Origin of the sequence: Streptomyces sp. NPDC058674 (assembly GCF_042716505.1) — a bacterium.
In the GTDB taxonomy this organism is placed as follows: Bacteria; Actinomycetota; Actinomycetes; order Streptomycetales; family Streptomycetaceae; genus Streptomyces.
This window is the reverse complement of sequence record NZ_JBHXSC010000030.1, coordinates 24,268-43,238: the sequence shown is the minus strand read 5'-3', so window position 1 is coordinate 43,238 and position 18,971 is coordinate 24,268. Positions and strand designations below refer to the sequence as shown.

Annotated in this window: 17 protein-coding genes and 1 pseudogene; 6 read left to right on the top strand and 12 right to left on the bottom strand. The window is 73.8% G+C overall.

Going from position 1 to position 18,971, the window contains the following annotated elements; genetic code table 11:
- Window positions 1-43: 43 nt before the first annotated feature.
- The 5 genes from ACFWU6_RS17680 to ACFWU6_RS17660 form a co-directional block, all read right to left on the bottom strand.
- Window positions 44-1,492, bottom strand: coding sequence for a penicillin-binding transpeptidase domain-containing protein (locus tag ACFWU6_RS17680; RefSeq protein WP_383981808.1), 1,449 nt, complete (start codon window positions 1,490-1,492; stop codon window positions 44-46).
- 62 nt (window positions 1,493-1,554) lie between these two features.
- Complete coding sequence (locus ACFWU6_RS17675; protein ID WP_383981839.1) at window positions 1,555-2,202, bottom strand: response regulator; 648 nt, start codon at window positions 2,200-2,202, stop codon at window positions 1,555-1,557.
- A gap of 146 nt (window positions 2,203-2,348) precedes the next feature.
- Window positions 2,349-3,557: a sensor histidine kinase gene (locus tag ACFWU6_RS17670; RefSeq protein ID WP_383981837.1), complete on the bottom strand. Its 1,209-nt coding sequence runs from the start codon at window positions 3,555-3,557 to the stop codon at window positions 2,349-2,351.
- 83 nt (window positions 3,558-3,640) lie between these two features.
- On the bottom strand, window positions 3,641-4,606 hold the full coding sequence (locus ACFWU6_RS17665) for a hypothetical protein (protein WP_383981806.1): 966 nt from the start codon (window positions 4,604-4,606) through the stop codon (window positions 3,641-3,643).
- Between the two features lie 200 nt (window positions 4,607-4,806).
- Window positions 4,807-5,589, bottom strand: coding sequence for an IclR family transcriptional regulator (locus ACFWU6_RS17660; protein WP_383803922.1), 783 nt, complete (start codon window positions 5,587-5,589; stop codon window positions 4,807-4,809).
- A 127-nt stretch (window positions 5,590-5,716) separates the two neighbouring features.
- Between ACFWU6_RS17660 and ACFWU6_RS17655 the strand changes: the two genes are divergently transcribed.
- From ACFWU6_RS17655 to ACFWU6_RS17640, 4 genes are all read left to right on the top strand, one after another.
- Window positions 5,717-7,240 (top strand): aldehyde dehydrogenase (NADP(+)), encoded by a 1,524-nt coding sequence (locus tag ACFWU6_RS17655; protein ID WP_383981805.1) that lies wholly within the window; start codon window positions 5,717-5,719, stop codon window positions 7,238-7,240.
- Between the two features lie 134 nt (window positions 7,241-7,374).
- Complete coding sequence (locus tag ACFWU6_RS17650; RefSeq protein WP_383803918.1) at window positions 7,375-7,596, top strand: hypothetical protein; 222 nt, start codon at window positions 7,375-7,377, stop codon at window positions 7,594-7,596.
- A 53-nt stretch (window positions 7,597-7,649) separates the two neighbouring features.
- Complete coding sequence (locus ACFWU6_RS17645; protein WP_383981803.1) at window positions 7,650-8,921, top strand: TerD family protein; 1,272 nt, start codon at window positions 7,650-7,652, stop codon at window positions 8,919-8,921.
- 101 nt (window positions 8,922-9,022) lie between these two features.
- Window positions 9,023-9,199 carry a hypothetical protein gene (locus ACFWU6_RS17640; protein WP_383803914.1) on the top strand — a complete coding sequence of 59 codons (177 nt, stop codon included), beginning with the start codon at window positions 9,023-9,025 and terminating at the stop codon, window positions 9,197-9,199.
- Between the two features lie 27 nt (window positions 9,200-9,226).
- Here the strand turns inward: ACFWU6_RS17640 and ACFWU6_RS17635 are convergent, their stop codons facing one another.
- Together ACFWU6_RS17635 and ACFWU6_RS17630 are read right to left on the bottom strand one after the other, a co-directional pair.
- On the bottom strand, window positions 9,227-10,666 hold the full coding sequence (locus ACFWU6_RS17635) for an alkaline phosphatase PhoX (RefSeq protein WP_383981801.1): 1,440 nt from the start codon (window positions 10,664-10,666) through the stop codon (window positions 9,227-9,229).
- 192 nt (window positions 10,667-10,858) lie between these two features.
- Window positions 10,859-12,316: a hypothetical protein gene (locus ACFWU6_RS17630; protein ID WP_383981799.1), complete on the bottom strand. Its 1,458-nt coding sequence runs from the start codon at window positions 12,314-12,316 to the stop codon at window positions 10,859-10,861.
- 261 nt (window positions 12,317-12,577) lie between these two features.
- Between ACFWU6_RS17630 and ACFWU6_RS17625 the strand changes: the two genes are divergently transcribed.
- Window positions 12,578-14,419: an endonuclease/exonuclease/phosphatase family protein gene (locus ACFWU6_RS17625; protein WP_383803908.1), complete on the top strand. Its 1,842-nt coding sequence runs from the start codon at window positions 12,578-12,580 to the stop codon at window positions 14,417-14,419.
- Window positions 14,420-14,637: 218 nt separating this feature from the next.
- Window positions 14,638-14,892, top strand: coding sequence for a hypothetical protein (locus tag ACFWU6_RS17620; protein WP_383803906.1), 255 nt, complete (start codon window positions 14,638-14,640; stop codon window positions 14,890-14,892).
- A gap of 129 nt (window positions 14,893-15,021) precedes the next feature.
- Here the strand turns inward: ACFWU6_RS17620 and dapD are convergent, their stop codons facing one another.
- The 5 genes and pseudogenes from dapD to sufU all read right to left on the bottom strand — a co-directional run bounded on the left by dapD (window position 15,022) and on the right by sufU (window position 18,963).
- Complete coding sequence (gene dapD, locus ACFWU6_RS17615; RefSeq protein ID WP_383803904.1) at window positions 15,022-16,002, bottom strand: 2,3,4,5-tetrahydropyridine-2,6-dicarboxylate N-succinyltransferase; 981 nt, start codon at window positions 16,000-16,002, stop codon at window positions 15,022-15,024.
- A 316-nt stretch (window positions 16,003-16,318) separates the two neighbouring features.
- Window positions 16,319-16,477 (bottom strand): annotated as a pseudogene (locus ACFWU6_RS17610) (QacE family quaternary ammonium compound efflux SMR transporter); the annotation flags it as partial.
- A 114-nt stretch (window positions 16,478-16,591) separates the two neighbouring features.
- Window positions 16,592-17,983: a DUF3616 domain-containing protein gene (locus ACFWU6_RS17605; protein ID WP_383981797.1), complete on the bottom strand. Its 1,392-nt coding sequence runs from the start codon at window positions 17,981-17,983 to the stop codon at window positions 16,592-16,594.
- A 177-nt stretch (window positions 17,984-18,160) separates the two neighbouring features.
- The gene (locus ACFWU6_RS17600) at window positions 18,161-18,505 is read right to left on the bottom strand and encodes a metal-sulfur cluster assembly factor (protein WP_008741046.1); all 345 of its coding nucleotides are present in this window, start codon (window positions 18,503-18,505) and stop codon (window positions 18,161-18,163) included.
- Window positions 18,502-18,963, bottom strand: coding sequence for a Fe-S cluster assembly sulfur transfer protein SufU (sufU, locus tag ACFWU6_RS17595; protein ID WP_383803900.1), 462 nt, complete (start codon window positions 18,961-18,963; stop codon window positions 18,502-18,504). The genes ACFWU6_RS17600 and sufU overlap by 4 nt, the downstream gene beginning before the upstream one ends.
- Between the last annotated feature and the right edge of the window lie 8 nt (window positions 18,964-18,971).

The following is an 18,971-nucleotide window of genomic DNA, read 5'->3' as shown; positions in this document are numbered from 1 at the left end:
GAACCGCGAAGGTTCCCGGCGCGGCGGCCGTGCGTCCGCGCGGCTACTTCTTCAGCCACGCCTCCATCATCTTCTGCGCGACGGGCGCGGCCAGCTTGCCGCCGCCGATCTCCGAGCGGTCGGTGTCCGAGCGCTCGACCACCACGGCGACGGCGATCTGCCTGCCGTTCGATGTGCCGTAGGACGTGAACCAGGCGAGCGGCGCGATGCTGTTGTTCACACCCCGCTGGGCGGTGCCGGTCTTGCCGCCGACCTCCGCCCCGCCGACCTGGGCGGGCTTGCCGCCGCCCTCGCTGACCACCGTCCTCATGGCGTCGCGCAGCATCGAGGCGGTCTTCTCCTTCATCACCTGCTGCGCCTTCGGGTCCTTGAAGCTCTCCAGGACGTTGCCGTTGGCATCGGTGACCTCGGAGACCATGTGCGGGGCGACGAGCCGGCCGCCGTTCTCGATGGCGGCCGTGACCATCGCCATCTGGAGCGGGGTGGCCTGCACGTCGAACTGGCCGATTCCGGTCTGCGCGACCTGGTCGACCGACATCTTCTTCGAGGGGTACGAGCTCGGCGGGTTGGTGCGGACTGGGGTGTCGATCTGCGTGTTGAAGCCGAGCTTCTCGGCCATGGCCCGCATCTTGTCCTGGCCGAGCCGGTGCGCGAACTCGGCGAACACGTTGTTGCAGGACAGCCGCAGGGCCACCCGGGACGAGACGTTGTTGCACATCTCCGCGGGGGCCTCGCTGCGCAGGTCGGTGCGGGTGCCGGGGATCGTGTACGGAGCCTGCACGCCGGTCGGCGCGTCGATGTCGGTGACCAGGCCGTTCTCGATGGCAGCCGCCAAGGTCACCAACTTGAAGGTGGAGCCGGGCGCCTGGGGCTTGCGCAGGGCCACGTTCTCCAGCGCCTTGCCCTTGTCGGCGGAGAGCTCCGTCCAGGCCTGCGTGTCGTTCGCCCCGGTGATCCGGCCCGGGTCGAAGGAGGGGTTGTTCACGACGCCGAGGATCCGGCCCGTGGCGGGGTCGATGGCCACGGCGGCGCCCTGCTTGCCTTGGAGCGCGTCGTAGCCGGCCTTCTGCACGTCCCTGTCGATGGTCGTCAGGACGTTGCCCGGGGCGGCCCGCTTGTTGGTCAGCACGTCCATCATGGTCTTCAGCCGGCTGTCGGAACCGTTGAGGACGTCCTTGTAGACGCCTTCCAGCATGCTCGTGCCGAAGGCCTGGGAGCTGTAGCCCGTGACGGGGGCGTAGAGCGGGCCGTCGGTGTACGTGCGCTTGTACCCGAAGTCCTTGCCGCCCGTCTCCACCGAGCCCGTGATCGCCTCCCCGCCCACGATGATGTTGCCCAGCGGGTTCTCGTACTGCCCGATGAGGTTTCGCCGGTTGTTCTTGTCGTCTGCGAGGGCCTGGCCTTGGTATGCCTGCACCCAGGTGACGCGGACCAGCAGGGCCAGCACCAGGAGCAGACAGAAGACCGACGCACGCCTGATCGTCTTGTTCATCCTCCAGAAGGACGTGCCGGGGCTCCCGGCCGTTCCGCTCTGCCCCGATTGTGGCGGAGTTCTCAGCTTTTCCTCATGAAGCCTCCCTCGTAGGCGGCGATCACCGCCTGGGTGCGGTCGCGGGATCCGGTCTTGGCGAGGACCGCCGCGACGTGGCTCTTGACGGTCTGCGGTCCGACGCCGAGGCGCTCGCTCATCTCGTGGTTGGACAGGCCGGTGGCGATCAGCCGCAGGACGTCGGCCTCCCGGTCGGTGAGCCGGGCCACCCAGGGTGCGGCGGGCGCGGCGGGGACGCCCGCGCGGCTCGCGGCCAGGGAGCGTACGGCGGCCGGGAAGAGCAGCGAGTCGCCGCGGGCGACGAGCCGGACCGCGCCGATCAGCTCGTCGGGGCGGGCGCGCTTGAGGAGGAAGCCGGCCGCTCCGGCCCGCAGCGCGTCGTAGACGTAGGAGTCGTTCTCGAAGGTGGTGACGACCACGATGCGCGGCGGCTCGGCCATGGTGGCGAGGATCTGCTCGGTGGCCCTGATGCCGTCGATCTCGGGCATCCGGACGTCCATCAGCACCACGTCGGGAGCCAGAGAGCGGACGAGCGGGACGGCCTCCGCCCCGGTGGCCGCCTCTCCCACGACCTCCAGGTCCGGTTCGGCGTCGAGGATGACCCGCAGCGCGGTGCGGACCATCCGCTCGTCGTCGCAGACCACGACGCGCAGCAGCCCCGGAGCCCCGCCCCCCGCCGGCCCCCCGGCCCCCGCGGGCGTCACCGGGGTGGCCGGGGTCGCGGGCGTCACCGGGGTCGCCGGGGTGGCCGGGGTCGCCGGGGTGGCCGGGGTCGCGGGGGTGGCCGGGGTCGCGGGCGTCATCGGTCGGCTCCGGCCAGGGGGAGCACGGCGAGGAGCCGCCATGCGTTCCCGTGCGGCCCCGCCTCGACGCGGCCGCCGAGCAGTGCGGCCCGTTCCCGGGCGCCGTGCAGGCCGCGGCCCCCGGTGGTGCGGGGCTCTCGCCCGTCCGGGGCTGCGGGGGTGTTGGTCATGGTGATCTCCAGTTCGCGGTGGTCGCCGCCCCGCGCGTCCCGCCGCAGGCGTATCCGCAGGTCCACGGGGCCGGCGCCGTGGCGCAGCGCGTTGCTCAGGCCCTCCTGGACGATCCGGTACGCCTCGCGGGAGGCGATCGCCGGGAGCAGGGCCCAGTCCCCGGCGGGCCCGGGGTCCAGCCGGGCGGTGACGGCGGCGCCGGCGGCCCGGGTACGGGCCAGCAGCCCGTCGAGGTCGGCGGCGAGGGTCGGCGCGGGCGCGGCGCCCGGCCGGGCCGGGTCCCCGTCCCGCAGGAGGCCCAGGACCGCGTCCAGCTCGCCCACCGTCCGCCGGGTGGTGTCCTCGATCGCGGCGAGTGCCTCCCGTACGAAGCCGGGGTCGGTGTCGAGCACCCGCCGGGCGGCGGCGGCCTGGAGGGTGACGGCGCTGAGCGCGTGCCCGACCGCGTCGTGCAGCTCCCGGGCCAGCCGGTTGCGCACGGCCAGGTCGGCAGCCCGTTCCTCGGCCGCCGCCAGCCGGTCCGCACCCGTCGGCCCGAGCAGGACGGACGCCAGCCGGGCCAACACCGCCCCGGCACCCGCCGCGCACAGGACGAGTCCGGCCAGCAACCCGGCCCCGAGCAGGGGGGCCGCGTACGGCCCGGCGTCCGTACCGAGCCCGCCCCACCCCAGTCGGGCCTCCCGCAGCGCGCCCACGAACGGCAGCGCCATCAGCGTCACCGCCATGGGCGGCACCGCGAGGGTCATCCCGCTGAGCACCGCGCCGACCCCCAGGTGCAGGGTCCACCAGGCCGACGCCCGCCGCCGGGCGGCCCAGGAGCGGGCCGGCCCCTCGGCGAGCCGCTCGCCCGGCACGCCGCACAGGGCCCGTACGGCGGCCACCGACAGCGGCCGGACCGGCCCGAGCATCCCGGTCAGCGCTGCGGGCGGCAAGGCCAGCGCGTAGGAGGCGAGGGTCAGCGGGAGGGAGGAGAAGGCGTTGGCCCCTCCCGCCGCCACGCCCACTCCCGCCTGCGCGAGGAGGAAGTACGGCATCAACAGGGCCCCGCCGAGGATCAGGTGGACCCAGCGCAGCCGGGCCCGCGCCCCGAGGAGCCGCTCCGCGGCGCGGCCGCTCGTCACTCCTGGCGCCGACGGGTCAGGAAGCGGATGAGGACGACGGCGGCGAGCCCTCCGGTGACCATCTGGCCGGCGTAGATGAGCCGGGTAACGCCGGAGAGTCCGTCTCCCCCGTCCAGCTGCCGACCCAGGGAGGCGATCAGCAACCACAGCCCCCAGCTCAGTGCGGCCGCCCCGCCCGTCCACGCGAGAGCCGCCGGCCACCAGGACCCGCTGCCCCCGCCCCGTACCAGCAGGACCGCGCCCGCCGCCGCGGCAAAGGCGCACAGCGCGTGCACCGCGGATATCGCGCCCGTCTCGACCGACCAGGCAGCGGCCCGCTCCGCCTCCATCCCGGCCGTGCCCCCGAAGGCCCAGTACAGGTGCAGCGCGCCCATGGCCGCTCCGGCCGCCGCCGCGGCTGCCGCCGTCACGCGGGTGGAGGTCCTGGCCCACGCCCCGGGCGCCCCCTGCCGGAGCCGGCCGCCCCAGCGCTCCCGCGCGTAGGGGACGAACAGCCCGGCCAGTGCGAGCGCTTGGACGATGAACCCGCCGTAGACGACGTGGAAGACCCAGGGGTCCAGGAAGGGCCTGGCCGCGCCGTCGACCGGGGCCGTCCCCAAGCCGATGGCCCGTATGAGCAGTTGGGCCGGGAACCCGAGGACGATGGGGGCCAGGAGTCCCGACGCGACGAACACCGGGACGGTCAGCAGCCAGGACGGCACCCTCATGCCCCACGGCCGGGTCAGCGCCAGCACGAGCACGATGACGCAGGCGTCCATGGCCATCGTGACGGAATTGGCCACGATCAGGAACGGGCCGGGCTCGGCGAGCACGCTGCCGTCCGGTATCCCGATCCGACTCCCGGCCAGCCAGGCGGCCTTGAGGGCCAGATAGGGGACGGTGGCGGCCAGGGCCACCGCCCGCAGGATCGGCCGCCAGGCCCCCGGAGCGGAGGCCGTCGGCCCCTGCGTCGCGTACCTCATGTGAACGCCTCGTGTGGTCATGTCCCCACGGTCCCGCGGCAACGGCCTCACCACCTCCCCCGCAGTGGGGAACCGCCTCCCCCGTGCGGGGGAGAAATCGCTCCGGCCCCTCACACCCCGCCCCGCCCCCACCGCTCCGCACGCCGCCCCACCGCACCCCGCCCCGCCATAACCCCAGCCCCCACCCCACATCCGCCGCCTCACATCCGCCGCGTCACCACCGACAGCCGGTCCCGCGCCTCGAACAGCGCCGCCTTGATCACCTGCTCGTGTCCCGCCGTCAGCCGGGCGACCGGCACCGAGCAGCTCACCGCGTCCCGCGCCGGCGTCCGGTACGGCACGGCCACCCCGAAACAGCGCAGCCCGAGCGTGTTCTCCTCGCGGTCCACCGCGTACCCCTGCTCCCGGACCAGCGCCAGCTCCTCCACCAGCCGCTCCCGGTCGGTGATGGTGTGCTCGGTGACCGCCTCCAGGCGCCGCGGCAGCAGCCGGCGCACCTCCTCGTCCGTGTGCGTGGCCAGCAGCGCCTTGCCCAACGCCGTCGAGTGCACCGGCAGCCGCCGGCCGACCCGGGTGAAGGGGCGCAGGTAGTGCCGGGACTGCCGGGTGGCCAGGTACACCACGCTCGTCCCGTCCATCCTGGCCAGGTGGATGGTCTCGGTCGTGTCGTCGGAGAGCCGGTCCAGGGTGGGCCGGGCCGCGGCGACCACCTCGTCCCCGTCGATGTACGAGCTGCCGACGAGCAGGGCCCGTACGCCGATGCCGTACCGGGTGCCCGTGGCGTCCGTCTCCACCCACCCCAGGTTCACCAGCGTGCGCAGCAGCATGTACAGGCTGGACTTGGGCAGGGAGAGGTCGTGCTGGATGTCGGCCAGGCTGTGCAGCCCCGGCCGCGCCGCGAAGTGCTCCAGCAGCAGCACCGTCCGCACCGCCGATTTGACCGGCGCCGCCTGTACCGCGCTCCCCGACTCGGTCGTCGTCATACGCCTGCTCCCCCTCTGGGCGCCCCTTGTCACGCGGAGGACGCGGAAATAGAGTCCACAGCAGATGTGATCATTCATCCACCGGAACGGCGTTCAGAGTACTGAACGATCCAGGAGGCAGTGGGCCATGACAACGACACCAGTCTGGAGTGTGGACCCCCGCACCGGGAAGCAGCGCGAGCAGGTTGCGGTGGAAGCCACACCCCAGGAGGTGGACGGGGCGGTGCGCGCCGCGCACGCGGTCCGCGGCGCACTCGCCGACGGCCCCGCCCGCGCCGCCTTCCTGCGCGCCGCGGCCGCCCTCCTCGACGAGTCGGCCGCCCACGTCATCGAGGCCGCCGACGCGGAGACCGCGCTCGGCCCGGGCCGGCTCACCGGCGAACTGGCCCGCACCACCGGCCAGCTGCGCGCCTTCGCCGACGCCGTGGACGAGGGGTCCCACCTCGACGTCCGCATCGACCGCGCCGACCCCGCCCTCAGCCCGCCCCGGCCCGAACTACGCCGCTACAAGGTGCCGCTCGGCGTGGTCGCGGTCTACGCCGCCTCGAACTTCCCGCTCGCCTTCTCCGTCCCCGGCGGGGACACCGCGAGCGCGCTGGCCGCCGGCTGCCCGGTGGTGGTCAAGGCGCACCCGGACCATCCGGCCACCTCCGAGCTGTGCGCCTCCCTGCTGCGCCGGGCGGCCGTCTCCGCCGGGCTCCCCGCCGATGTGGTGTCGGTGCTCCACGGGTTCGACGCGGGTCTGGAGCTGGTCCGGCACCCGCTGGTCTCCGCCGCCGGGTTCACCGGCTCCGTCCGGGGCGGACGGGCCCTGTTCGACGCGGCCGCCGCCCGGCCCGTGCCCATCCCCTTCCACGGCGAGCTCGGCTCCCTCAACCCGGTCGTGGTCACCCCGGCCGCCGCCGCCGAGCGCGCCGAGGAGATCGGCGCCGGGCTCGCGGGCTCGGTCACCCTGGGCGTCGGGCAGTTCTGCGTCAAGCCCGGCCTGGTCCTGGTCCCCGAGGGGGCGGACGGCGACCGCCTCGCCGACGCGCTCACCAAGGCGCTCGGCGAGACCGAGCCGGGTGTGCTGCTGGACCACCGGATGCGGGAGAACTTCATCGCGGGCGTACGGGAGCGGGCCGCACTGCCCGGCGTCGGCGCCCCCGTCACCCCGGGCTCGGGCGGGGAGCACACCGTCGGCGCGGGCTACCTGACGGTGCCGGCCGCCAGCCTCGTCGGGGGCGGGGCGTACGAGGTCCTCCTGGAGGAGTGCTTCGGACCGGTGACCGTGCTCGCCCGGTACGCCTCCCAGGACGAGGCCGCCGCGCTGCTCGGCCGCCTCCCCGGCAACCTGACCGCCACCCTCCAGCTGTCGGCGGCCGAGGCCGAGGGGGCGCCCGGGCCGGCCTCGGAGCTGATCGGGCAGGTCTCTGAGCTGGCCGGCCGCATCGTGGTGAACGGCTGGCCGACCGGGGTCGCCGTGGCGCCGGCCCAGCACCACGGCGGCCCGTACCCGGCGGCGACCTCCCACTCCACCTCGGTCGGCGGGACCGCGATCGAGCGGTGGCTCCGGCCGGTGGCCTACCAGTCGGTGCCGGACGCCCTCCTTCCGCCGGAGCTGCGGGAGGCCAACCCGCTGGGCGTGCCGCGCCGGGTCACGGGCGGCTGACGGCCGCCCCGGGGCGCTTGGGGACCCCGGCGCGGACCCCACCGCGCCCCTGACCACGCCGGACGTCCCCGCCCGGCGCGGGCGGCCCGGAAAACACCTTGCCGCCCCGCGCCCGGCCCGGCAGGCTGCCGCCCATGCCGAGACCACACGGGTTCACGTACGAGCGACTGGGCGAGCACTGCGTCGCCATCACCCACCGGGGACGGGCCGCGGCCACCCTGCGCGGGAGCCGGGCCGACACGTTCCTGGCGGAGGTGGAGTCCGGCGACGCACAGCTCGTGATGGCCCGCTGGACCGGGGCGTACAAGATCGGCAACGAGCGCACGGCGAGGAACCACCCCCGCAACCGGCGCTGAAATATCTCGCGGGGGCAAGGGAACGGCACAGCACCTCCGGTCGTTCTCCCGGCATGACCGCTATGACCCCTGGTTCCAACCTGCCGCTCGCCGCCGTCCGCGTGACGGTGGACGTGGCCGCGCCGGTACGCCTCGACGTGTCGGCCCTGCTCCTCACGGCGGACGGCAAGGTGCGCTCCGACGCCGACTTCATCTTCTTCAACCAGCCCTCCGGGCCGGGTGTCGTCTACCGGTCGGGCGGCGGTTCGGCGCCGGACTCGATCACCGTGGACACCAGCGCGCTGCCGCCGGGCATCGAGCGGATCGTGGTCACGGCCAGCCCGGACGCCGCGGGCCAGTCCTTCCAGGGCATCGAGCCCACCGCCACCGTGCGCGACGCGGACGGCGGCTCGGTGATCGCCACCTTCACCCCGCCGCAGCTGGCCACCGAGACCGCGCTCGTCGTCGTGGAGGTCTACCGGCGCGGCGGCGCGTGGAAGGTCCGCGCGGTCGGCCAGGGGTACGCGAACGGCCTCGCCGGCATCGCCACCGACTTCGGGGTCTCCGTGGAGGAGGAGCCGGCCCCCGCCGCGGCCGCTCCCGTCGCCCCGGCAGCGCCGGCAGCCCCCTCGGCTCCCGCCGCGCCGCCCGCCCCGCCCGTCGCCCACCCCGTCTCCCCCTGGCTCGGCGGTGCGACGACGCCCACCCCGCCCGCGCCGGTCGCCGCTGCGCCCGCGGCCGCTCCGGGAGCCGCGGCTCCGGGAGCCGGGAAGATCAACCTCGACAAGGGCCGGGTCAGCCTCCAGAAGAACCAGACCGTCTCCCTGGTCAAGGGCGGCCGTCCGCTCCTCTCCCAGGTCAAGATGGGTCTTGGCTGGGAGCCCGCGTTCCGCGGCAAGGACATCGACCTCGACGCCTCCGTCATCGCGTACGGCCCGCAGCGCAACCACATCGACAGCTGCTACTTCGGGAAGCTGTCGATCCTGGGCGGCTCGGTCAAGCACTCCGGCGACAACCTCACCGGTGAGGGCGCGGGCGACGACGAGGTGATCGTCGTGGACCTCGGCCGGCTGCCCGCCGAGGCCACCGGCCTGGTCTTCACGGTGAACTCCTTCTCCGGCCAGAAGTTCAGCGAGGTGGCCAAGGCCTACTGCCGCCTGATCGACGCGGCGAGCGGTGAGGAGCTGGTGCGCTTCGACCTCACCGGCGCCGAGCCGCAGACCGGAGTGATGATGGCCAAGCTCATCAAGCAGTTCTCCGGGGAGTGGGAGATGACGGCCATCGGCGAGTTTGTGAAGTCGCGCACAGTGCGCGGCATGGTCAAGCCCGCCGCGCAGGCCCTCTGAGCAGGTGGGCGGGCACATGCGGCCACCGGGCTCCGTCGCGGGTGATGGATGCCACGCGTAATCCGGAGGTGGCTGTCAGTGCCCGCCCGTAGCCTTGGAGCATGCAGAAGTCACTCACACCCGCGGGTCCCGCTCGCCCGTCCGCCTCAGAGGCGAACGAGGCGATCCGGCACCTCGTCGAAACCCGGGTGGACGGCGACTGGCCTGCCGAGGCGTACGAGTTCCTCCTCGCCGAGTGGGCCACGGCCTCCCACGCGGAGGTTTCCGCCGCCCAGTAAGCCGCCGGGACCACCGGGGAGGCTCCGTCAGCGGGTGCGCCGCCACGGCCCGGTGACGGCCAGCATGATGCCGGGGTCCTGGATGTTGACGTACAGGGTGCGGCCGTCCGGGGAGAAGCAGACACCGGTGAACTCCGAGTACTCCGGCTCCTCGGCCGTGCCGATGTTCAGCTCGTTGCGTGCCAGCGGGTAGGTACGGCCCGTCTCGGTCGCGCCGAACAGGTGCTGCAGGCCCGAGCCGTCCTCCGCGATGACGAGGCCGCCGTACGGCGACACCGTGATGTTGTCGGGGCCGTCGTAGCCGCCGTCCGCCGAGGGCTGCGCGTTCACCCCGATCAGCACGGTCAGCCGGATCGTGCGCCGCTTGGGGTCGTAGAACCACACCTGGCCGTCGTGCGCGGCGCCCGGGCTCTCCTCGCGGGCGTAGGAGGAGACGAAGTACGCGCCGCCGTCGCCCCACCACATGCCCTCCAGCTTGCGGCCCCGCGTCACGACGCCGTCCGCGAACTGCTTGCGCACGGGTACGGTCCGCGCGTCGCGGTCCGGTACGTCCACCCAGTCGACGCCGTAGACGGTGCCGATCCTGGTCGCGCGCGAGAGGTCGTCGACGAACCGGCCCGAGCTGTCGATGCACTTGGCGGCCTGGAGCACGCCCGCGTCCGGGGCGAGGGTGCGGAGCCTGCCGCGGCCGTGGCGGAAGCCGCGGGGCGGGGTCCAGCGGTAGAGCAGCCCGTTGGGGCCGGAGGCGTCCTCGGTGAGGTAGGCGTGGCCCTGGCGCGGGTCGATGACCACGGCCTCGTGGTCGTAGCGGCCGAAGGCCTTGACGGGCCGCGGGTCGCGGTTGGCGCGCCGGTCGTGCGGGTCGACCTCGAAGACGTAGCCGTGGTCCTTGGTCATGCCGTTCCTGCCGGCGAGGTCGGAGTTCTCCTCGCAGGTCAGCCAGGTGTTCCAGGGGGTGGCGCCGCCCGCGCAGTTGGTCGACGTGCCGGCGATGCCCACCCATTCGGCGACCTCGCCGCCGCGCCGGACCTCGACCACCGTGCAGCCGCCGGCCGCCGCCGGGTCGTAGACGAGGCCCTCGGAGAGCGGCACGGGCCGGGGCCAGCCCTCCCGCTTGCCCTTCAGCTCGTGGTTGTTGACCAGCAGGGTGACGCCGCGGTGGCCCTCGAAGGCGGCCGTCCCGTCGTGGTTCGACGGGGTGGTCTCACCGGACTCCAGCCGGGTGACGCCGCTGTGGGTGAGCACGCGGTACGTGAACCCGGCGGGAAGGGCCAGCAGTCCGGCCGGGTCGGCGACGAGCGGGCCGTAACCGGGCTCACAGGGCCGTCCGTGCTCGCCCTGGCCCGCGCCCCCGTCGGCGGCCAGGGCGCCGGGAGCCGTGGCGAGGGCGCCCACCGTCCCGGTGAGCGCGACTCCCGCGCCGGCGATCACTGTGCGGGCGGTGAAGTCTCTGCGGCTGAGCGGCATCGGGGTCTCCAGGGGTGGGGAGGTGCTGCGCCTGTCGTGCGGTCGTCGGCGCACACGCTCCCGCCCGCACGTGAACGGCGGCTGAACTACCCAGGAAGAGGCTGCGGGCCCTCGCCGGCGGCCGCAATGGCGTACTCCGGCCCAGGAACGGCTCGTTGTCGATCCCCGGCGGGCGGCCCGGCCGGTCCGGGGCTACTGCCGGGACCGCGCCCTGAACGCGGCCTTGCGGGCCTCCTTGGCCGCCTTCCGGTCCGGGTGCAGCCGGCCCATGGCCTCCAGCACGTGGGCGGTCTCGGGGTGCTCGATCCGCCACACCCGGTCGAAGAAACCGGTGTGGTGTGCGGTCAGGGTCTCCATCAGGAGCGGCAGTTCCCCGGCCTCCCCGTCCGCGGCGAGCTGCGCCGCGATGGTGTCCACCGTCAGCCAGAAGACCATCGCCGCGTCGGGCGCCGGTACGTCGGCCGACCCGCGCTCGGCCAGCCACACCCGGGCGAGCCCGCCGAGCTGCGCGTCGTCCAGCACCGCGCGGACCGCCGGCTCGGCCTGCGGCCCGGCGAGCGCGAGGGCCTGCTGGCAGCGCAGCCGGCGCAACGGGGCTCCCTCGTCGTCGCCGCGGGCCGCGCCGAGCAGCTCCGCGACGGCGCCGACCGGTTCGCGGCCGGCCAGCCACTGTTCCATCTCCGCCTGGGCGGCGCCCTCCGGGTAGCCGGCGACCGCTTCGAGCAGGGCGTCGGCGCCCTTGCCCGCGAAGTCGCCGACGGCGGGGGCCTCGACCCCGGCCTCCAGCATCCGGGCCCGGATGCCGTACAGGCCCAGCGGAGTCAGCCGGACCATTCCGTAGCGAGAGACGTCCTCTTCCTCCTCGTCGGTCCGCCCGGCCGCTCCTTCCTCGTCGTCGGCCTCCGCCATCAGCTCCTCGTCGACCGGGCGGAAGTCGACCAGCCCGATCGGCTCGAGCTGGCGGAACTGGTCGTCCAGGCGCATCATCGCGTCCGAGACCTGTTCCAGCACGGCTTTGGTCGGCTCGCCCATGTCGTCCGGCGCCACCATGGACGCGGCGAGCACGGGCAGCGGAACCGGCCCGTCCGCCGCCGCCTCGGCGACGGTCAGCAGGTAGAGGTGGGCGAGCACCCCGTCGAGGACGTCGGCCTCGCGGCCCGGGTTCCAGTCCAGTCGGCCGAAGTCGAGCTCGCCGTCCGCGTCGAGCGCGTCGGCGAGGTCGTCCAGATCGGGGACCGCCGCGTCGGCGAGCACGGTGTCCAGGGCGGCGAGCCACAGGTCCAGTACGTCGCCGGGCGCGCCGCCGGTCACCAGCGCCAGGTCCTCGCCGGGCGTGGCGGAGCCGTGTTCCTCCGCGTCCTCGTCCGGTTCGCTCACGTCGACCAGGCCCGTGTCCACCGCCACCCGCCAGGCCTGGCTCGCGTACACCGGGGAGTCCGCGTCGGCGGTGTCGAGGCCGAGCAGCGCGGCGGCCTGCGGCAGCTGTTCGGCGACGAGTTCGCCGCCGAAGCCGACGCGGGTGTCGGGTCCGGCCCAGCGGGCCAGTCGTACGGCGCGGGCGAACAGCGGGGCCGTCAGGGCGGCACGGGCCAGTTCCGCATCGGAGTGCAGCCGGACCGGCGGCAGAGTGGGGTGCGGCACTGCGGACATGGGGTGGTTCTCCTCGCGAACGCGGTGGGACGGGCCGTCGTACGGCGCACCAGCGTAGACGCATATCGGGCGCGCCCGGCGGGCCATCGCCTTTGGTTCATCCCACAGTCAACCGTCGTATTCCCTGGAGGCCTTGACAACTTCGGCGGCCACACAGGAAATTGACGCGCGTAGACATATCGATGGCCGCAGGTCATCCGCAGATCTCACTGCCGTCCCACCCTCATGCGTTCCCCTCATCCCACACCGGAGTCCCTGACCATGCGCTCCTCGCACCCCCGTTCCGCCGCCGTCGCGGCCCTCGTCGCCTCCGCCCTGGCCACCGGCCTGCTCGCGGGCTCCGCCGGCGCGGCGGAAGGCGTCGCCTCCGCCGATCCCACGCGCATCCACGACATCCAGGGCACCACCCGGATATCCCCGCTCAACGGCAAGCCGGTCGCGGACGTCGAGGGCATCGTGACGGGCGTGCGCACCTACGGATCGCGCGGCTTCTGGATCCAGGACCCGGACGCCGACGACAACGCCGCCACCAGCGAAGGCGTGTTCGTCTTCACCAGTACGGTCCCGACCGTCGCCGTGGGCGACGCGGTCAAGGTCTCCGGCACGGTCGGCGAGTACGTCCCCGGCGGCGTCGCCTCCGGCAACCAGTCCGTGACGCAGATCTCCAAGCCCGTCGTCACCGTGGTCTCCTCGGGCAACGCCCTGCCCGCGGCCACCGTGATCAACGAGTACACGGTGCCCGCCGAGTACGCCCCGGCCGGCGACCCCGCCGCCGGCGGCAGCATCAACGGCCTGACCCTGGAGCCCTCCCGCTACGCCCTGGACCACTACGAGTCCCTGGAGGGGATGGACGTCCGCATCGGCACCTCCCGCGTGGTCGGTGCCACCGACCCGTACGCGGAGCTGTGGGTCACGGTCAAGGGCTGGGAGAACGCCGCCAAGCGCGGCGGGACGGTCTACGGCTCGTACGAGTCCCAGAACACCGGCCGCCTCCAGATCCAGCAGCTCGCACCCCTCGCGCAGCAGCCCTTCCCGGTGGCCAACGTCGGCGACAGGCTGACCGGCACCACCGAAGGCCCGCTGGACTTCAACCAGTTCGGCGGCTACACCCTGGTGGCGCGCACCCTCGGCACCGTGAAGGCGGGCACCCTCGCCCCGGAGAAGACCAAGGCGCAGGCCGCGAACGAGCTCGCGGTGGCCACGTACAACGTCGAGAACCTCGACCCGACCGACCCGCAGGAGAAGTTCGACGCGCTGGCGAAGGCGGTCGTCGAGAACCTGGCCTCCCCCGACGTCCTCGCCCTGGAGGAGATCCAGGACGACAACGGCGCCAAGAACGACGGGACGGTGTCGGCCGGCCAGACGCTGACGAAGTTCACCGAGGCGATCGTGGCGGCTGGCGGCCCGGCGTACCAGTGGCGCTCGATCGACCCGGAGGACAAGAAGGACGGCGGCGAGCCCGGCGGCAACATCCGCCAGGTGTTCCTCTTCAACCCGGCGCGGGTCTCCTTCACCGAGCGCGCCCCGGGCGACGCGGTGACGGCGACCGGCGTGGTCAAGGAGAAGGGCAAGGCCGCCCTGACGCACTCCCCCGGCCGGATCGACCCCGCGAACCCGGCGTGGGCGGACAGCCGCAAGCCGCTGGCCGGCGAGTTCACCTTCCGCGGCAAGACCGTCTTCGTGATCGCCAACCACTTCGGCTCCAAGGGCGGCGACGAGGGACTGACCTCGCACCACCAGCCGCCGGTGCGCTCCTCGGAGGCCAAGCGGCTGCTCCAGGCGCAGTCCGTGAACGGCTTCGTGAAGGACGTCCTCGCGGTGGACAAGAACGCCCACGTCCTGGTCCTCGGCGACATCAACGACTTCGAGTTCTCGGCGACGACGAACGCGCTGGCCGACGGCGGGGCGCTGTACCCGGCGATCAAGTCGCTGCCGAAGGCGGAACGGTACTCCTACGTCTACCAGGGCAACGCGCAGGTCCTGGACCAGATCCTGACCAGCCCGGCGATCAAGAACTTCACGTACGACAGCGTGCACATCAACGCGGAGTTCTCGGCCCAGAACAGCGACCACGACCCGCAGGTGCTGCGCTTCCGCCCGTAGCACCCCCGAAGCGCAGAGGGGCCCGGCCGGTCCCCCGGCCGCCACCGGGTGGACACCCCCGCGGCCGGGCCCCCTGCCACACTTCGGCCGGATATGAGGACTTTCGGCCCTGGCGTGACGCTCGACACATCCCTACCCAATCGACCGGTTCTGGTGTTGAGTGTCTGCACGCCCGATCTTGTACCGGCTTGTACCGCCCGCACTCCCCGGAGGACCGCGTGTTCCCCTCCATCTCCATCGCCCAGGAGATCGGCCTCGCCGTCCTGTGCGTGGCCGCGCTCGTCTGGGTCGTCGGCCTCGGCCACATGGTGGGGGACAGCCGCTTCCACCACCCGGAACCAGGCGCCTTCGACGGCCTTCCGGCGATCCCGGCCCAACGCGGCGCCGCCGCCCACCCGCTGGAGTCGGTCGAGCTGACCGAGGCCGAGCGGGAGGCCTTCGCCGGCCTGATCCGCAGCATCGCACCGCGCTAGCGGTCCCGGCGCCGGGGCCCGTGCCCCTTCCTCCGACGCCGGGGGCCTGATGCCCCCCCCCGCACGCACACGAGCGCCCTCCCGGTCCGCGGAAGGGCGCTCGCTGCCGCCGGGCGGGGCGGCCGGGTGTCAGTTGTGGCTGTGCAGGACCTCGTTCAGGCCGCCCCAGGCCGCCTTGTACGGGCGGGCCTCGACGGCGCCGGTGACCGAGTTGCGGCGGAAGAGGATGTGGTCGGCGCCGGACAGTTCCAGCGCCTTGACGATCTCGCCGTCCGGCAGGGTGACGCGGGTGCCCGCGGTCACGTAGAGGCCGGCCTCGACGACGCACTCGTCGCCCAGCGCGATGCCCACGCCCGCCTCGGCGCCGATCAGGGTGCGCTCACCGATCGAGATGATCTGCTTGCCGCCGCCCGACAGGGTGCCCATGGTGGACGCGCCGCCGCCGATGTCGGAGCCGTCGCCGACCACGACGCCCGCGGAGATGCGGCCCTCGACCATGGAGGTGCCCAGGGTCCCGGCGTTGAAGTTCACGAAGCCCTCGTGCATGACCGTGGTGCCCTCGGCGAGGTGCGCGCCGAGGCGGACGCGGTCCGCGTCGGCGATGCGCACGCCCTTGGGGGCGACGTAGTCCGTCATCCGCGGGAACTTGTCGATCGAGGTGACCTGGAGGTGCAGGCCCTCGGCGCGCGCGTTGAGGCGGACGGTCTCGACCTGGTCGACCGCGACCGGGCCGAGCGAGGTCCAGGCGACGTTGGCCAGCAGGCCGAAGAGGCCGTCGAGGTTCTGGCCGTGCGGCTTGACCAGGCGGTGGCTGAGCAGGTGCAGGCGCAGGTACGCGTCGTGCGCGTCCAGCGGCTTGTCCTCCAGCGAGGCGATGACCGTGCGGACGGCTACGACCTCGACGCCGCGGACCGCGTCCGAGCGGATCGCCTTCGGCGCGGCGGCGCCGAGCAGTTCGAGGGCCTGCTCGGCCGTCAGGCGCTCGGTGCCGGCCGGGCCGGGCTCGGCGACCAGCTGGGGGGCGGGGAACCAGGTGTCGAGGACGGTGCCGTCGGCAGTGATGGTGGCAAGTCCGGCGGCGACGGCGCCGGTGGTACGCGTAGCAGTCATGCCCGAAACCTAACCGGCGACGGGCCGCGGTCGCGAACCGGTCTCATGTGCCGGGCGCGGTGCGTGTCGCGCCCGGCACCGGGTGTGTCGCGTCCGGCGCAGGCGTGTCGCGCCCGGCGCAGGCGCGGACGAGTCGGCGTCAGGCACGGACGAGCCGGCGGCAGGCACGGACGAGTCGGCGGCGGGGGCCGGGTGGGCACGGGCTGGGGGCCGCGACCGCGCCTGCGCCGCCTCACGGGTGTCCCAGCACCCGCCCCAGGACCTCGCTGCCGCCGCCCGGGGTCGTCCCGGCGCACGCCCGCCGCCATCCGTGGGCCGCCCCGCCGAGGTTCAGCAGGACCACCCCGCCGATCACGAGCGCGATCCCGGCGATCTTCGCGGCGGTGGCCGCCTCCCCGAGGAACGGCATGCCGATGCCCGCGACGGCCGTGCCCACGCCCGCCCGGATCGCGTACGCCGTAGCGACCGACTCGGTACACATGCAGGCCGGACCCGACGCCCCGGCGCCCCGATGCCAGTCGCCCGGCCACGGCTCCGCCCGGACCGGCCCCACCCACCCCGCGGCGCCGCAGGCCCGCAGGCCCGCACGTCACGCCAGGGTGAACCAGGCCGCCCGCGCCTTCTTCCACTCCGGATGCGCCAGGTCCTTGGCCTCGGTGCCGTCCCCGTACAGGTCGGCGGCCCCGCTGTCGGTGATCAGCTGGACGCGGGCGCCGCGCACCCGCCGGTCGGGCACGTCCACCACGGCCTCCCAGCCGCCGGAATCCGCGGTGGGCAGGTCCGCCCGCTTCTGCGGGGCGTGGCCGGCGACGCCGTCCCACTGGTACAGGGCGTACGGGTCGGAGTTGTCGGCGGCGGCGAAGGAGCCCGCGAGGATCAGGTACTGGTCGGCGGCGTTCTTGCGGAGGTCACGGACGGCCAGCCCGCCGAGGTCCATCCCGATCGGCTCCCCGAAGACGGGCCCGTCCCCGGCCGCCACCACCCGGTCCATGTTGACCACGGGTACGACCAGCGCCTTGCCGCCCGGCGCCGCGGGGGCCAGCGGGGCGCGGAAGCCGAGGTAGGCGGTGGTCGTGGAGCCGGGGGCGAACTCCAGGCCCTCCACATCGAAGCCGTCGATCCCCTTCGGCACCCGCCCGTTCGCCGTGCCGGCCGCGAAGCCGAAGCGGTCGCCGTGCGCCGCGTCCCAGGCGATCAGGTCCTCGCGCAGGCCCTTGTAGGCGCCGCCGAAGGCGATCTCGGTGGCCGCGCCCGAGCCGGTGATCCGCGTGGAGAAGACGGTGTTCCGCTCCGCCTCGTACGTGCCGTCCTTGTTGTTGCCGAGCGAGCCCGTCCAGTAGACGGTGTCTCCCACCCGGGCGGCGGCCTCGATGTCGGCCTCCTTCGTCCGGCCCAGGGCCGGACCGAGGTCCCAGCTCTTGACCGGCGCCCCGGAGCGGGAGCGGTCGTAGAGCCGCAGCTCGTTCGTCTCGTCGTCGGCGACCAGCACGTGGCCGCCGCCCGCGTCGACGGCGGCGGAGGCGTCCGACGAGCCGGTGAGGTAGCGGGTGGCCGGCGCGCCCGCCACGCGTGCCGAGGCGGCGTAGGAGAGGGTGGCCCGCGCGCTCTTTCCGCCGCGGCCGGTCACCTCCAGCGTGAGGTCGGTGCAGCCCCTGCCCCGGGCCCGGACGGTCAGGCTCCGGTCGCCGGTACGGGTCCGCTCCTGGCGTACGTCGCCCACGCCCGCCACGGCGGGATTGCTGGAGGTGAGCACCCGCAGCCGCAGCAGGCCCGCCGGGATTCCGGCCTGCTCGACGTCCACCGTCACGGAGGGGTCGCCGTACGCGCCCACCGCGCCGCTGAGGTGCGAGGCGGACAGCGCGATCGTCGGATCGGCGTACCCGGCGGCGTGCGCGGGAGCGCCCAGCGCCGCGACGAGCAGGGCCGCGACCAGCAGGGCCGCGGCGCCCGTGCGACGGGCCGGTGAGGGGCGAACGGTCACAGGGGTCCTCTCCAGTGCTGCGCCACGGCGTGACGGCCGACCAGAAGCCGGCCCGTCCGGTCCCGAGCGGGCCGGTCCCAGCCCGTCCGGTCCCGAGCGGGCCGCCGCCGGGCCGCCCGGAGAACAGGGAGGGCCCCCGGCACGACCGTGCCGGGGGCCCTCACCTGCGGGCGTCGATCAGACGTTGAAGCCGAGCGCGCGGAGCTGCTCACGACCGTCGTCCGTGATCTTGTCCGGGCCCCACGGGGGCATCCAGACCCAGTTGATGCGCAACTCGTTGACGATGCCGTCCGTCGCGGACTTCGCCTGGTCCTCGATGACGTCCGTCAGCGGGCAGGCCGCCGAGGTCAGCGTCATGTCCAGGGTGGCGATGTTCGCGTCGTCGACGTGGATGCCGTAGATCAGGCCCAGGTTGACCACGTCGATGCCCAGCTCGGGGTCGACCACGTCGTAGAGGGCCTCGCGGACCTCCTCCTCGGTGGCCGGCTTGATCGACGCCTCGGGCGTCGCGTTGTCGGTCATGCCGTCTTCCTCTCCGCGTCGCCCAGTGCCTGGGCGGTCGCGTCCTTCCACGCCATCCAGCTCAGCAGAGCACACTTCACGCGCGCGGGATACTTGGAGACGCCGGCGAACGCGACCGCGTCCTCCAGCACCTCCTCCATCTCCTCGGTCGGCTCCAGCTTGCCCTTGGACTGCATCAGCTCCAGGAACGCGCCCTGGATCTTCTGCGCCTCGGCCAGCTCCTTGCCGACGAGCAGCTCGTTCAGTACGGACGCGCTGGCCTGGCTGATGGAGCAGCCCTGGCCCTCGTACGAGACATCGGTGAGCGTCTCGCCGTCGTACTTCACGCGCAGTGTGATCTCGTCACCGCAGGTGGGGTTGACGTGGTGCACCTCGGCGTCGCCGTCGCGCAGGCCACGCCCGTGGGGGTGCTTGTAGTGGTCCAGGATCAGTTCCTGGTACATCGAATCCAGCTTCACTGCGGCCC